The 13206-nt window shown below is 60.7% G+C and carries 13 protein-coding genes and 2 tRNA genes; 7 read left to right on the top strand and 8 right to left on the bottom strand.

Annotated features, from left to right (window positions below; genetic code table 11):
* The first annotated feature begins 5 nt into the window (after positions 1 to 5).
* Positions 6 to 314, top strand: coding sequence for a hypothetical protein (locus HOLFODRAFT_RS0208080; protein WP_026939157.1), 309 nt, complete (start codon positions 6 to 8; stop codon positions 312 to 314).
* Between the two features lie 194 nt (positions 315 to 508).
* Here HOLFODRAFT_RS0208080 and ssb read toward each other — a convergent pair whose 3' ends face one another.
* Positions 509 to 970 carry a single-stranded DNA-binding protein gene (gene ssb, locus HOLFODRAFT_RS0208075; RefSeq protein WP_005037659.1) on the bottom strand — a complete coding sequence of 154 codons (462 nt, stop codon included), beginning with the start codon at positions 968 to 970 and terminating at the stop codon, positions 509 to 511.
* A gap of 92 nt (positions 971 to 1062) precedes the next feature.
* On the opposite strand from ssb, the gene HOLFODRAFT_RS20145 reads away from it, so the two are divergent.
* The gene (locus HOLFODRAFT_RS20145; protein WP_005037657.1) at positions 1063 to 1788 is read left to right on the top strand and encodes a gamma-glutamyl-gamma-aminobutyrate hydrolase family protein; all 726 of its coding nucleotides are present in this window, start codon (positions 1063 to 1065) and stop codon (positions 1786 to 1788) included.
* Here the strand turns inward: HOLFODRAFT_RS20145 and HOLFODRAFT_RS20140 are convergent.
* Positions 1745 to 2908, bottom strand: coding sequence for a sensor histidine kinase (locus HOLFODRAFT_RS20140; protein ID WP_005037655.1), 1164 nt, complete (start codon positions 2906 to 2908; stop codon positions 1745 to 1747). The genes HOLFODRAFT_RS20145 and HOLFODRAFT_RS20140 overlap by 44 nt on opposite strands.
* Before the next feature lie 102 nt (positions 2909 to 3010).
* Here HOLFODRAFT_RS20140 and hrpB point away from each other — a divergent pair, with 102 nt between their 5' ends.
* The gene (gene hrpB, locus HOLFODRAFT_RS0208060) at positions 3011 to 5494 is read left to right on the top strand and encodes an ATP-dependent helicase HrpB (protein ID WP_026939156.1); all 2484 of its coding nucleotides are present in this window, start codon (positions 3011 to 3013) and stop codon (positions 5492 to 5494) included.
* A 32-nt stretch (positions 5495 to 5526) separates the two neighbouring features.
* Here hrpB and HOLFODRAFT_RS0208055 read toward each other — a convergent pair.
* A tRNA-Thr gene (locus HOLFODRAFT_RS0208055) sits at positions 5527 to 5602 on the bottom strand.
* A 99-nt stretch (positions 5603 to 5701) separates the two neighbouring features.
* On the opposite strand from HOLFODRAFT_RS0208055, the gene HOLFODRAFT_RS0208050 reads away from it, so the two are divergent.
* Positions 5702 to 5944: a hypothetical protein gene (locus HOLFODRAFT_RS0208050; protein ID WP_005037651.1), complete on the top strand. Its 243-nt coding sequence runs from the start codon at positions 5702 to 5704 to the stop codon at positions 5942 to 5944.
* A 67-nt stretch (positions 5945 to 6011) separates the two neighbouring features.
* Positions 6012 to 6236: a hypothetical protein gene (locus tag HOLFODRAFT_RS0208045; RefSeq protein WP_005037649.1), complete on the top strand. Its 225-nt coding sequence runs from the start codon at positions 6012 to 6014 to the stop codon at positions 6234 to 6236.
* Between the two features lie 924 nt (positions 6237 to 7160).
* Here HOLFODRAFT_RS0208045 and HOLFODRAFT_RS24455 read toward each other — a convergent pair.
* Positions 7161 to 7826 carry a hypothetical protein gene (locus tag HOLFODRAFT_RS24455; protein ID WP_005037647.1) on the bottom strand — a complete coding sequence of 222 codons (666 nt, stop codon included), beginning with the start codon at positions 7824 to 7826 and terminating at the stop codon, positions 7161 to 7163.
* 274 nt (positions 7827 to 8100) lie between these two features.
* Between HOLFODRAFT_RS24455 and HOLFODRAFT_RS24450 the strand changes: the two genes are divergently transcribed.
* Both HOLFODRAFT_RS24450 and HOLFODRAFT_RS0208035 read left to right on the top strand, forming a co-directional pair.
* Positions 8101 to 8541, top strand: a complete 441-nt coding sequence (locus HOLFODRAFT_RS24450) for a hypothetical protein (RefSeq protein ID WP_148300394.1) — start codon at positions 8101 to 8103, stop codon at positions 8539 to 8541.
* Positions 8542 to 8900: 359 nt separating this feature from the next.
* The gene (locus HOLFODRAFT_RS0208035; RefSeq protein WP_052572510.1) at positions 8901 to 10604 is read left to right on the top strand and encodes an IS1634 family transposase; all 1704 of its coding nucleotides are present in this window, start codon (positions 8901 to 8903) and stop codon (positions 10602 to 10604) included.
* A 303-nt stretch (positions 10605 to 10907) separates the two neighbouring features.
* On the opposite strand, the gene HOLFODRAFT_RS0208030 is transcribed toward HOLFODRAFT_RS0208035, so the two are convergent.
* The 4 genes from HOLFODRAFT_RS0208030 to HOLFODRAFT_RS0208015 all read right to left on the bottom strand — a co-directional run bounded on the left by HOLFODRAFT_RS0208030 (position 10908) and on the right by HOLFODRAFT_RS0208015 (position 13205).
* Positions 10908 to 10983, bottom strand: a tRNA-Thr gene (locus tag HOLFODRAFT_RS0208030).
* Positions 10984 to 11019: 36 nt separating this feature from the next.
* The gene (gene nusB / locus HOLFODRAFT_RS20135) at positions 11020 to 11508 is read right to left on the bottom strand and encodes a transcription antitermination factor NusB (protein WP_005035311.1); all 489 of its coding nucleotides are present in this window, start codon (positions 11506 to 11508) and stop codon (positions 11020 to 11022) included.
* On the bottom strand, positions 11508 to 11993 hold the full coding sequence (ribH, locus tag HOLFODRAFT_RS0208020; protein WP_005035313.1) for a 6,7-dimethyl-8-ribityllumazine synthase: 486 nt from the start codon (positions 11991 to 11993) through the stop codon (positions 11508 to 11510). The genes nusB and ribH overlap by 1 nt, the downstream gene beginning before the upstream one ends.
* A gap of 60 nt (positions 11994 to 12053) precedes the next feature.
* The gene (locus HOLFODRAFT_RS0208015; protein ID WP_005035314.1) at positions 12054 to 13205 is read right to left on the bottom strand and encodes a response regulator; all 1152 of its coding nucleotides are present in this window, start codon (positions 13203 to 13205) and stop codon (positions 12054 to 12056) included.
* Between the last annotated feature and the right edge of the window lies 1 nt (position 13206).

Raw genomic sequence — 13206 nt, 5'->3', positions numbered from 1 at the left:
ACTTTATGTCTAAGCCAATTGTGGACCAGTTCATGGTCTTGATTAGAAAGTTGCTTTTATTGATTTCCGTATTTATGGGGTGCATGCTTGGTTTCCAAATCTCATATCCTCAAGCTGCTGGTGTAGCTCCAGAGTCTACAATCTGTCGACTTTTGATATTATTTACGGCGCTGTTGGGTATTGTATTGATTTTTGTGTTTCTTAGAGAATGGTTTGTCAAAGTTAAGATGTTTGGGATCGAGTTGGCTATAGGCTTTGTATTAGGGGTAGTTGGATTGGTTTATGTTGTTTTTGTACTGACATGGGTAAGGTGATTTGTAAACGTGAAAGAAATTGGGATGAATTAATAAATAACCATGGGCTCACTCCGGGCCGCCCTGCTCTGCTGCAGAGATGCCCGAGTGTCCTGGTCGGCGCGCCAAGCTTCTCTTCGTGAAACTTGGTGCCCTTGGACCTTAGTGGTGGAATGCTTCTTTTTGCAAAAAACCCGCCTTCCGGCGGGTTTTTGTCAGAAGGGGATGTCGTCGTCGTAGCCGCCGGACTGGGCGGCGGGGCCAGGCTCGAAGTCCCGGGCGGGGCTGCTGCTGCGGTACTCGGAGGGGGCGCCGCCACCCTGCCGCTCAGCGTAGGGGGTCGAGTCCAGGATCACGAAGTCGTGGGCCACGATCTCGGTGTTCTTGACCTCCTTGCCGCTCTGGTCTGTGTACTGGTTGGTTCGGAGCTTGCCCTCGATGTAGACGAGGGAGTCCATCTTGATGAAGCGCTCGCCGAGCTCGGCCAGCTTGCCCCAGATGACGATGCGGTGGTACTCGGTGTTCTTCTTCTTGTTGCCTTCCTTGTCCTTGGTGACCTCGGTGGTGGCCATGGAGAAGCGCAGGATAGGCGTTCCTGAAGGTGTGACCTTGAACTCGGGGGGGAACTTGAAGCTCGTTTTCCCGATAAGTGAGACTTTATTCAATGAGTTAAACATCGATTTCCTCCAGGCATGATGGGAAAGGGCTCCTCGTTCCGTCCTGAGCGTTGAGCTGATGGTAGTTTGACATGATGCCCTGAGGGGGAAACGTGTCAAGCATCCTTCTGACCTGCAGAAACAAGGAAAGTGCCCACAAGCATTACGTTGCGGCCCTTCGCGCCGGGGGCTGGACGGGGTCCGTCGAGCTGCTGGCCCCCGGGGATCCGGTCCCTTCCCTGGTGGGCTGCTCCGGCCTGCTCCTCCTGGGGGGGGCCGATATCCACCCCCGGCACTGGGATCCCCAGGAGCCCATCCATCCCACCGTGGAACTGGACGAGGGGCGGGACGCCCTGGAGCTCCCCCTGGCACGGGAGGCATGGGAGCGGGGCATCCCGATCCTGGGCATCTGCCGCGGGGTGCAGCTGCTCAATGTGGCCCTGGGGGGGAGTCTCCACCAGGACATCCCGAGCTGCTTCGGGGTCGATCCGTGTCTGCACCAGCGGGGCACCCCGGATCATCCGGAACTGGCCCATGCCGTGGCGGTGGAGCCGGATTCGGCCCTGGCGGGGCTTGTGGGGTGCACCCATCTGGAGGTGAACAGCCGCCATCACCAGGCTGTGCGCCGCATCGCTCCGGGGCTGAAGGCCGTGGCCTGGCACCCCGATACCCACGATGGGGAGGGGCCGCTGGTGGAGGCGGTGGAGGCGGTGGAGGCCGGGCGCTTCGCCATCGGTGTCCAGTGGCACCCCGAAAACCTGGTGGGCCTGTCCAGCGAGGCGGGCAGGGCCGCTCTCAGGCTGTTCCGGTCTTTCGTGGAGCGGGCAGCGACAGGGTGAAGGTCGTGCCGTCCGCAGGATTGGAGTGCAGCTGCCAGGTGCCCCCGAGGTAATCCTCTCCCAGGAGTTTCATGCTGTAGGTCCCCAGGCCTCGGCCCCGGGAGGCCTTGGTGCTGAAGGAGCGCTGGAAGATCTGGCGCTGGATGTCTTCCGGGATGGCTCCGGCGTTGTGGATGGAAAAGGAGGGGCGGGATTCCAGGCCATGGAACCAGGCCCGCACTTCCCCTTCCGGTGGGGTGGCCTCCAGGGCGTTCAGCACCGCGTTGGTCAGGACCCGGAACAGCAGCGAGTGGTCCGACTGGAAGTGGGCGGAGGGCCCCTCGCGGAAGAGGGTGAGGCGCTTGCCTCGCGCGGCTGGATGCAGATGGAAGAACTGCACCAGGGCGTCCAGTACGGTCTGGGCATCCAGATCTCTCATCTGGGGCTTCAAGTCTCCCCGCTCGGCCTCCATGAGCAGACGGTGATGGGTGATGTCCGCGTCCAGCATCTCGCACAGTTCCGTGATCTGCTGGAGCGCCGGGCGATGCTCCGGCTCCGCCCTGCACAGCAGCTCGGATCGCATGCGAAGCCCCTGCAGGGTGTTGGCCACGTCGTGGAAGAAGACCTTCTCCAAGGTCTCAAGGCGCTTCTGGGGGCTGATGTCCTGGATGACAAAGACCACGAGGGAGCTGCTTTCCAATTCCAGAGGTGCGGCCCGGACCGCGAACTCATGGGCCTGTTCCTTTCCGTTCTGCTGGACCCTCATGAGGCATTCCCCCTGGGCCGGAGCCTCCCGGACTTGGCTGGCCAGGATCGCCAGGAGGGCGCCGCACTGAACGCAGGCTGGACTTGTTCCACAGCCGTCGGGGCCAAAGGGTACCCGAACGCACCCGAACACCTCTCCTGGGCGTTTTCCCAGCAGGGGCGAGGCGTTGCGGAGACCCATGGCCTCCAGCAGCTCCTGGTTGGCCGCGATGGTCTGCCGGTTCCTATCGAGGATCAGGGCGCGTCCTTGAAGGGATGAGAGCACGGCTTCCAGAATGGGGTTCTGCAGGCAATGCAACGCCAGTTCGCTCAATGCCTCGGGGGTCGATCGGGTCGACGGCATCTGGTCTGGGCGGGGGGCTGGGCGCTGGGACATGAAATGCCTGGGAATATCTGCACTATACGCCCATCCCATTCTGCTCACCCATACGAATGCGCCTCCATGCAGCCGCTCCTGCTCCCGTGCGATCCTGGTCCGATGCCTTTGAACTCCCTTCCCATCGATTCCCTTCTCTCCCGCATCGTCGAGGTGATCCGGGGGGGACGGGACCTGGTGCTCACCGCCGAGCCCGGGGCGGGCAAGACCACCCGGGTGCCCCGGGCCCTCCTGGATTCGGGACTCTTGAAGGACCAGGAGTGCTGGGTGCTGGAGCCCCGGCGCCTGGCGGCCCGCCTCGCCGCCGCCCGGGTGGCCGAGGAGCTGGGGGAGGAGCCCGGGCAGCGGGTGGGCTACGCCGTGCGCTTCGAGCACCGGGTCTCGGCCGCGACCCGGGTGCGCTTCGTGACCGAGGGGCTGCTGCTGCGGCGCTTCCAGGAGGACCCCGAGCTGAAGGGCATCGGCATCGTGATCCTGGACGAGTTCCACGAACGGCACCTCCAGACGGACGTGGCCCTGACCCTCCTGAAGCGCCTCCAGGCCCGCAGACCCGAGCTGTGCCTGGTGGTGATGAGCGCCACCTTGGATGCGGAACCCATCGCGGCCTACCTGGGGGCGGAGCTCCTCAGGAGCGAGGGGCGCGCCCACCCCGTGGAGCTGCGCCATGCCCGGAGCCAGGACGACCGCCCCCTGGCCCAGCGGGTGGCTGAGACCCTGGAGGGGCTGGACTGCCCAGGCCATACGCTGGTCTTCCTCCCCGGTGCGGCGGAGATCCGGGCCTGCATGGGGGCCTGCGAGGAACTGGGGCGGCGGCGGGGGCTCAAGCTCCTGCCCCTCCACGGCAGCCTCTCCTTCGAGGCCCAGCAGGCGGCGGTGGCTCCCTCCCGGGAACCCAAGGTGATCTTCTCCACCAATGTGGCGGAGAGCTCCGTGACCCTGGACGGGGTGCGCACGGTTATCGATTCCGGTCTGGGAAGGGAAGCCCAGCATTCGGTCTGGTCCGGGCTCTCCAGCCTGCGCACGGCGCGCATCAGCCGGGCCCGCTGCGTCCAGCGGGCGGGGCGCGCCGGTCGCCAGGGGCCTGGGCTCTGCATCCGCCTCTTCACCGAGGCCGATTTCCGGGCCCGCCTGGATTTCGACCCACCGGAGATGCTGCGCAGCGACTGGGCCGAGACCCTTCTGGGCCTCCACGGGGCCGGGGTGGAGGACCCCGCCGGGCTGCCCTGGTTCGAGACGCCCCCAGCGGCGGCCCTGGCAGCAGCCGAGGCGCTTCTCCAGCGCCTCGGGGCTCTGGAGGGGGGGCGCCTCACGAGCATGGGCCGTCGCATGGTCAGGTTGCCCCTCCACCCCCGATTGGCGCGGCTGGTGCTCGCCGGGGAGGAGGCGGGTATCCCCGAACTGGCCCGCCTGGCGGCGGCCCTGCTCGAAACCGGAGACCTGAGCGCCCGGGGCAGCCTGGAGCGCCGTCAGGGAGGGCACGCCCTGGCCTCGGATCTCTGGCCTCGCCTCGATGCCTTCCGGGAGGCCGAGGCGGCACGTTTCGCTCCCGGGGCCTGCCGGGCGGCGGGACTGGATACGGGGGCCGTGCGCCAGGCCCATCTGGCCTTCAAGGCCCTGGGGGGCCGCCACAGCGAGGGAGGCCCCGCCGATGGGGAGGAACGCCTCCTCCTGGCCTTGCTCCGGGCCTACCCGGACCGGGTGGCCCGGGCCGGGGGATCGGGCACCTTCGCCCTGGTGGGGGGCACCGGGGCCAGGCTGGACCCCGGGAGCCGGGTCCGGCGCTCCGAATGGATCCTGGCCCTGGAGGCCGACGAGGTGATCCGGGGCACCGGGCGGGAGGTGCTGGTGCGCGCCGCCTCCAGCATCGAGCCCGAGTGGCTGCTGGAGGCCTTCCCGGAGCGCCTTCAGGACCGCCTGGACTTCGCCTGGAACCCCGATCAGGGGCGGGTGGAGCGGCGCTCCAGCCTCTGGTACGAGGACCTCTGTGTGGATGAAACCCGCCGCAGGGCCGATGCCGATGATCCCCGGACCGCCGAGGTCCTGGCCCGGGCGGCTCAGGACCTGCCCCTGGAGGGCCTGGATGCACTGCTGGATCGCCTGGCCTTCCTGGGGCGGGCGCGCCCTGAGCTCGGCCTGGGGTCGGGGGCGGAGCTTCGTCACAGCCTGCTGGCCAAGGGCTGCCTGGGCTGCGGCACCCTGAAGGAGCTCCAGGGGGTGAACTGGGCCTGGGCCGCCAAGGAGCTGCTGGGCTCCGAGGGGGCCAAGCAGCTCGACGCCTGGGCCCCGGAATCCGTCGCACTCCCCAAGCGCCGCGTGAAGGTGAACTACGGCGGCGAGGCCCCATGGATCGAATCCCGGCTCCAGGACTTCCTGGGGATGAAAGAAGGCCCCCGGGTGGCCGGGGGCTCCGTTCCCCTGGTCCTGCACCTCCTGGCCCCCAACTTCCGGGCCGTCCAGGTCACCAAGGATCTGGCGGGCTTCTGGCAGCGGGCCTACCAGGAACTCAGGCCCCAACTCTCCCGCCGCTACCCCCGCCACCTCTGGCCCGAAGATCCCCTCAAGGCCGAGGCGCCGGAGAGGCGATAAAACAAAGGCCCCACCTCACGGTGGGGCCATCCTGGAGCCGCTTCCCGGATTTGAACCGAGGACCTTTCGCTTACAAGGCGAGTGCTCTACCAGCTGAGCTAAAGCGGCAGCGCGGGTTTGCGAGCCTTCATCATTTCCGTGCACCTCTATTGCACTTCTGTCCATTCTTCCAGATCCGCTCCCAACGCTCCACCGACAGGAGCGGGCTTGACCACCAAATACCAAAGAGGGCTAGCCAAACACGAAAGCGGAGTCTTCTACTACTGCTTCCGAATCAACGGGCAACAGTTCAAGGGCAGCACCCGAGCAACCGACCTCACCACTGCCAGGAAGGTGCTGGAAGAGAAGAAGAGGATCGTTCTCCAGGAGGAATGCGGGATCAAGCGCATCCCCACCCTTGCGGAGGTCCGGGACCAATGGTTGAAGGTCCACAAGGCTGTCTATAAGTAAATGCCATCTGGAGGATGTGGAGTGCGTATCACGCCTCTGGATTCTTCCCACTCTTGGACGGCGAGGGGTGGACAAGATCAGCACCGGGGACGTCACGCTTCTACGCGCCAAGATGCTAGAGGCAGGGCGCAGCCCCGTCTATGTGAACGACATGCTGAAGATCCTCAAACTGTTGGTTGGGTTCGCGGTGAAGCAGGACATTTTGAAGAAGCTCCCTTTCCGGGTCCAGTTTCTCAAGGTTCAGAAGAAACCCCGGTCGATCGTTCCTGCCAGTCAGGTATCTCTGCCATGACTCCTCCCTGGCGAAGGGGGGTTCAATACTTTTGTCGCCAGGGGGTTAGTTTCTTTTGACGCCTGACAATTGGTCCACGTCCGCTGGGGCAGTGCTTGCCGAGCCTTTCACAAGGGCAAGCGTAACCCATTCGTCTCGGCTGCATTCCTCAAGCGCAGGGGACGCTGAGATGCCTAACTGATCTAGTCTCTGACTTAGTGTGGTGATGCGATCCTGGGTCCGAGTTTTGTAGCCAAATAGGCGTAACAAGGACTTCAGCAGCATTCGTCTGGAACCCTTCGGGCTGGAGACAAGGCTATCCCGTAGCTCAAGGAGCTTGGTTTCCATGAGTTCGTCTGCAAAGCCGTCCGTCATACGGTCAGGAACCCCTTCTGATGTTTTGGAAATGCCTGAACCTATCACTTAAGACTTGGTAGAGGTATGCGAATTTGCGAAAAAAGGCGTTGAGTGGTTGAAAATTACAAAGTTATCTCGCTGAGACGCTTCGTCTCTTTATCTGGAGTGGCGGGCGGAAGATCTCCAGCACCCTCGGTATCTAGATAGACCACCCCTATGGTTCTGGGATTGTGTCCAGGTAGTCTGGGAAACCCCAGCCCCATATAGGTTTTCCTTGAAAAAGGACTGACGTAAATGTGACGCAGGGAGCCCCCTGGGGCTACAATCTGGGCATCACTTGCGGGTCACTCTTGGATCTTCGACTTGATAAGGAAAACCCCCGAAACCTTTTATTTATAAGGTTTTCATGGGTTTCTTCCGGTGCACCCGGCGTGACCTTTGGCTTCCATGGAAGCAAGCGAGCTCGTCCACTCAAATTGATATTTTCTGCGTTTCATGGAAAAAGCCCCTGAACCTTCAAGGGTTGAGGGGCTAGGCTGCTGCACGTCGGTTGAGCCGAGCAATAGAAGGGATTACTGCGGTATTATGTCACTTGTTGGTTTTTGATATTATGTATATGCCAAAGGTGTTTATTCGCAATAAGAACTGACCAAGATTTTCATCCACCTCTGGACTTTCGTTGCCGCCATTGGCGTATGCTTTTAGTTTTTCGTTAAAAGCTGAGTATGATTTGTCGGTTATTTGCACTGCTGTATTTTTGTCGAGTCCATATGTCATGAGGAGCATGATCGTGGCTATTTTTGAATTAAGTAGATTGGAAGGTTCTGAAATGTGGATATGGGAAAATGTATTGTCCCCATTGGCTCCTGCGAAATCACTTTTGGTTTTTGTTGCTAAGATTGTGAGTGGTCCATTATCGCTATTCAAGCTTCTTTTGGATATGATTTTCATGTTATCAAGTAGTGTGGCGTTCTGCATTATCCTGCGTTTGGCATCATCATTCAGTGCCACATCTTGCAGTCTTTGGCTTTGTTTGGAGATTTCAAGATCCAGGACACTATTCCATTTTGTGATGAATATGTCGATGTTTTGAATGTTGGCTGATTGTTGTTGTGGTGTTTTCTTGCTATCACAAGCTAGGCTGCTAGCTATTGCCAGTGGAAGTGTGATCAGCAGTGTCGAACATGCGATATGCTTGATGGATGTGCCGTTTTTGGTGATATGTGCTTTTTGGGTTTTGTGAATCTTATTCATTAATGCCTCCAGTGAGGTTGATGGATACAAGGCTCAGGTGGATTTTACAGGACCAAGAATATCACACACGTGAAGGTTGTGTCATCCATTTTATTTACAATGTCAAAGTCAATCCATCGCGCTGGTTGGGGGCTGTTTTAATAATTCATATTCTGTGCTTTAGTGCTGGATTGTGCGGTCTTTTGTGGTTGTAATTTATTACAATGCGAGCGGTGCCGACACTGGGGTCGCCTGATGTTATGATTCTGTATTTTATTGGGTAGGGAGCTGACTGATGAATATCGACGCCCTAGGTAGATGCCTCCATGAGTGGGGGAATGCTGAGCTTTCATCAATGGCAAGCCACATGCTTTCTACAGCAGGGGGAGGGCGCAGCATCGAGACTTGGATTACGCCATCAATGGGGAAGTATCTGAGTCAAAAGTTGAAGATTGATACATTAACAATTCATTATGAAAAAAGATATCCAAACTCTAGGTATCGGTGTGATATCTGCATTGGAGATTTTTGGATTGAGGTTAAACATATTTGGCTTGAAACGCAGAATAAAATTGAAGAGAGATTGAATCGGGATATCGAGCGCATTGCTATGGGTGGACAGGGTGTGCTGGTTGTATTCGAGATTGGCACGATGCCCAAGTGGTATGATGGATGGAAAGTTAATGTGGGTTCGGATGTTATGTGCATTCCGGTAGAGGGAAATAATTTCCCCTAATGAATCGTATTCCTGATTGTCTGGGGTAACGTTGCCCGCTTGGTGGTCTTGTGACGAACTGGGGCGGCTGAAGGGGCGCAGAGGTGTTTGGTGCAGGCTCTCCTGGTTGTGGTTTCGACCAGGGCTTGTGGGGCATCTCTGGCTCAATCTGGAGGACCAGGGGCAGGACGCCCGACCTCGGAATCTAGGAAGACCACCCCCTGTCCTTTGGTATGTGCGTCCTGGCGTTCCGGGCCGAAGTTCGATATGCGAATGGACGGCCAGCGTAGTCCAGGTGCGGCTTGGAATGGCTTTGCATGTGTCAAATGTAGACACTAATTAACCTTGACATATTCCGTGGCATGCCTATTTTGATTGGCATGAAGACCAATCAGCTCTCCGTTCATGTCGCCACAACGACCCGCAAGGTGGGCGAGAAGGTCTACCACTCGCACCTGCTGCGCCACTCCTTCCGAGAAGACGGAAAGGTCCGCAACGTGACCCTGGCCAACCTTTCCATGTTGCCGGACACGGTGATTGATGCGATCCGATTGGGACTCAAGGGGCAGGCTGTGGGCCCTGTGGGGCATTCCTTCGAGACGATGGAATCGCGCCCCCACGGTCATGTTGCAGCCGTGGTGGGGACGATGAAGAAGTTGGGTCTGGATCGCCTGCTGGCTGTCCGGCCGAGCCGGGAGAAAGACATCGCCTTGGCCTTGGTGGCGGGTCGGCTGATCCATCCCGGGAGTAAGTTATCCCTCTCCCGTCATTGTTTGGGCGAGACCCGGATGTCCTCGCTGGCGCAGGTGCTGGGGGTGGAGGGAGCCACGGAGAGCGAGTTCTACCAATCCATGGACTGGCTGTTCGAGCGCCAGTCCAAGATCGAGGCCGCCCTGGCCAAACAGCACCTGAGCAGGGGTTGCATGGTGCTCTACGACGTGAGCGGGAGCTACTTCCAGGGCAAGACCTGTCCCCTGGCCCAGCGGGGCTACTCCAGGGATCACCGCTCGGACTTGCTGCAGATCGTCTACGGACTGCTCTGCAACGCCCAGGGGGTGCCGGTGGCCATCGAGGTGTTCGAGGGCAGGACCGGCGATCCCAAGACGGTTCCGAACCAGATCAAGAAGCTCAAGGAGCGCTGGGGCCTGGAGCATGTGGTGCTGGTGGGGGACCGGGGCATGATCACCCAGACCCGGATCGACGAGGACGTGGAGCCTGCTCATCTCGATTACCTGACGGCTCTCCGGGGTCCGGCCATCGAGAAGCTGTGCGCGGCCAAGGTGATCACCCCAAGCCTGTTCGACGAGCGGAACCTGGCAGAGATCAGCCATCCCGACTATCCAGGCGAACGCCTGGTGGCCTGCTTCAATCCCTTTACCCAGGAGAAGCGTCAGGTCCAGCGAGGGGAACTGCTGGAACTGACGGATCGGAAGCTCCGTGAGGCCCACCGGGCCTGCATCCGGAAGGTCAAGCCACTGAGAGGCAAGGGGCCGATCGGGGTGGAGGTGGGCAAGGCGCTCGTGGCCTACGGCATGGCCAAGTACTACCAGGTGGAGATCGGAGAGACGGACTTCACGTGGCGGCGCAGGCTGGATCGCATCCAGCATGAGGCTGCAGCGGATGGAATCTATGTGGTGCGGACCAAGGTCCCGGCCACCCAGTTGAAGGCCGAAGAGGCGCGAGACGCGTATCACAGCCTTTCCCATGTGGAATGGGCGTTCCGCAGCCTGAAGGGAATGGATCTGCAGATCCGCCCCATCCACCACCACTTGGAGGACCGGGTCCGAGCCCATGTATTCCTCTGCATGCTGGCCTACTACGTGGAGTGGCACATGCGGAAGGACTGGGAACCCCTGCTGTTCGACGGCGAGCCCCAGGGCGTGGCGAACGGCAAGCGCAGGACCCGTAGAAGCCGGGAAGGTCATCCCGTCATGTCCTTCCATGACCTTCTGGCGGATCTGAAAGGGCTGACGCGGAATCAGGTTCTGTTCCAAGGAGCCAAATCGCCCGTCACGCTCTACTCGACCCCCAGCCCTCTGCAGCAGCGTGCGCTGGACCTGCTGGGGGTATCTCACGCCCTGTAGCCAGAACCGCAACACCCGATTTCCCTAGAAAGGCCCGCCAGATAAGGAAAGTCTCGCGGTTTCACTATCGAACTTCGGTCCGGGAAACACCTACCCCGGAATTGTGCACTTCTTTGGTTCGGTCAGAATGAAGAAAAGCTATGTAGGCAAAGGGCTTCTGGGTAAAATTCTGTGCACCTCTATTGCACTCTCGACCCGCAAAAGAGGGGCTTTTCTCCCTAAACCCAGCGTTGTGGGCTGATCCTTGAAAGCGTGACCAGATACAGCAAAGCCCCGTCAGCATTCGCTTTCGGGGCTTGATCCTGGAGCCGCTTCCCGGATTTGAACCGAGGACCTTTCGCTTACAAGGCGAGTGCTCTACCAGCTGAGCTAAAGCGGCGCGGAGCTCTATTGTCGCGCATCTGCGCGCCCAGGGCTACTCCTTGGGAGCTTCGATGGGGGCTTCGGCAGGGGGGGCTGGCTGGTGCTTCTTGCCCTTGTGATTGGCTCCGAACTCTTCCTTGCGGAACTCCCGGCTGGCGGCGTCCAGGATGCCGTTCACGAACTGGGTTCCCTCGTGATCGCTGAATTCCTTCACGATCTCCAGGGCCTCGTTGATGATGATGGGGAAGGGGGTTTCCTTCGCATACATCAGCTCGTAGATCCCCAGGCGGAGCAGGTTGCGGTCCACCACGGCCATGCGGTGGATCTTCCAGTTCTCGGCGAAGCGGGTCAGGATGCCGTCGATCTCTGCCTGGCGTCCGTGGATGCCCTCCACCAGGCGCCGGGCCTGGTAGAACGCGTCCCGGTTCAGATCCTGGATGGCGTTGAATCCGGCGAATACCTCCTCAGGCTTGTAGCCATTGAGATCCATGGCATACAGCATCTGGAGGGCGTACTCGCGCCCGCGGCGGCGAACACCCATTACTTGCCCTTCTTGGCAGGCTTGAGGGCGCGGTAGAGGTCCACCATCTCGATCAGGCTCTGGGCGGCTTCCCAGCCCTTGTTGCCCATCTTGGTGCCCGCCCGCTCGATGGACTGCTCGATGGTGTCGGTGGTGAGGACGCCGAAGATGATGGGGAGACCCGTCTCCATGCCGACCTGGGCGGTGCCCTTGGTGACCTCGTTGGCGATCATGTCGAAGTGGGGGGTGCCACCGCGGATCACGGCACCCAGGACGATCACGCCTGCATAATTGCCACTGCGGGCCGCGGTGAGGGCGGTGAGGGGCAGTTCGAAGGCTCCGGGGACCTTGATGATATCGATCTGGTCCTCGGCACCGCCATGGCGGACGATGCAGTCCGTGGCGCCGCCGATGAGGCGATCGACGATGAATTCGTTGAAACGTGAAGCCACAAAGGCGAAACGGTCGCCCTTGTCTACACGAAGCTGGCCCTCAAAGATCCCCATTGGAACCCCCCCAAAAGGTGGTGATCCATGAGACTAGCACAATCCGGAGAGCGGATAAACCTATGCGAAGAGGCTCATGATCTCATCGACCTTCTTGAGCACGGACAGGATCTTGAAGGGCTCCACCGGGAAGTAGTCCACAGCTCCGGCCCCGACGGCGCGGTTCCGCTTGAGTTCCAGATCCTCTTCGCCTCCCACCAGCAGGATGGGCAGGGGGCACTGTTCCTGTTCGATGAGCTGGCGTGTCAGTTCCAGGGGGCTGACAAGGCGGAGCTGGTTGTGGACGAGGATGAGGCGGAACCTGCCCCAGTTGTTTTCTCCGGCACCCAGGGGCCTGAGGAGGGCGTGGACCGGGCCCTTGATGTAGTCGAGGCTGGCAAACCCGAACTTCCGCCCCAGGCCCTCCGCCATGCGCCGGGCGAAGTCCTCCCGCTCCGTGAGGAGGAGGACCAGGGGATCGCGGTCCACCATGAGCCGGGCCGTAGGCAGGACGGGGGCATGGCTCATCCGCGGGCCACCCCCGGTCTCGAAAAGCTCCCGGTCCCGCTGGGCCTGGAGCCGCTGCTGGCCCTCCATCCAGTTGCGGAACTGGCCGAGGGCAGCGTTCTCCATCCGGTCGGTGAACTGGAGGCCGACGCAAGCCTCACCGAAGTAGGCGACCTTGGTGGGGGCCTGGACCCGGGTATCCCCTTCCAGAGCGATATCGAGGGTCGCCTCTTCGCCGATCCGGAAGAATTCCTGGATGTTCTGGCGTGGATCGTTGAGGGCCAGTTCCAGGCCATTGCGTCCAAACCCGCGGATCTGCCCGTCCATGAGCGTGTTGCGGGCGTTGATGAAGGTGCATTTGGGTGGGGTGTCCGGGACGAAGTCCACCAGACGGTTATCCTCGGAGCGGCGCAGGCTCCGAGGTCCCAGAAGGATGAGGGCGGGCGTGCCGTCTTCCTCTCCCTGACCCTCGATGTTCACCACGCCTTCGTACTTCATCCCTCGGTCTTCCAGGGTGAGCCCGATCTTCTCGCCGATCTCGGGCTTCCAGGTGGCGGCCTGGGACAGAGGCATGCGGACGGCAAAGCGCCCGGGATCCTGCTTTAGGATCTGGAACTCCTCCCTGAACTCCCGGTAGGCCAGGCGGACTTTGATATTCCCCAGGTAGAGGCGCTGGAGCACCATCTGGATGGCCAGGGAATCTTCAATAACGCGGTCGTTGGTCATG

It is taken from the genome of Holophaga foetida DSM 6591, from assembly GCF_000242615.2.
Lineage (GTDB): Bacteria > Acidobacteriota > Holophagae > Holophagales > Holophagaceae > Holophaga > Holophaga foetida.
Note: the sequence above shows the minus strand (reverse complement) of the source record. Positions and strands in the feature narration are given on the sequence as shown.

What these genes read in the sequence shown, in the direction of transcription:
- nusB (WP_005035311.1), bottom strand. Translation starts at nt 11,508, where the DNA reads ATGGGTGTTCGCCGCCGCGGGCGCGAGTACGCCCTCCAGATGCTGTAT.
- HOLFODRAFT_RS20140 (WP_005037655.1), bottom strand. Translation starts at nt 2,908, where the DNA reads ATGTCCCAGCGCCCAGCCCCCCGCCCAGACCAGATGCCGTCGACCCGA.
- HOLFODRAFT_RS0208080 (WP_026939157.1), top strand. Translation starts at nt 6, where the DNA reads ATGTCTAAGCCAATTGTGGACCAGTTCATGGTCTTGATTAGAAAGTTG.
- ribH (WP_005035313.1), bottom strand. Translation starts at nt 11,993, where the DNA reads ATGGGGATCTTTGAGGGCCAGCTTCGTGTAGACAAGGGCGACCGTTTC.
- ssb (WP_005037659.1), bottom strand. Translation starts at nt 970, where the DNA reads ATGTTTAACTCATTGAATAAAGTCTCACTTATCGGGAAAACGAGCTTC.
- HOLFODRAFT_RS24455 (WP_005037647.1), bottom strand. Translation starts at nt 7,826, where the DNA reads ATGAATAAGATTCACAAAACCCAAAAAGCACATATCACCAAAAACGGC.
- HOLFODRAFT_RS24450 (WP_148300394.1), top strand. Translation starts at nt 8,101, where the DNA reads ATGAATATCGACGCCCTAGGTAGATGCCTCCATGAGTGGGGGAATGCT.
- hrpB (WP_026939156.1), top strand. Translation starts at nt 3,011, where the DNA reads ATGCCTTTGAACTCCCTTCCCATCGATTCCCTTCTCTCCCGCATCGTC.
- HOLFODRAFT_RS0208015 (WP_005035314.1), bottom strand. Translation starts at nt 13,205, where the DNA reads ATGACCAACGACCGCGTTATTGAAGATTCCCTGGCCATCCAGATGGTG.
- HOLFODRAFT_RS0208035 (WP_052572510.1), top strand. Translation starts at nt 8,901, where the DNA reads ATGAAGACCAATCAGCTCTCCGTTCATGTCGCCACAACGACCCGCAAG.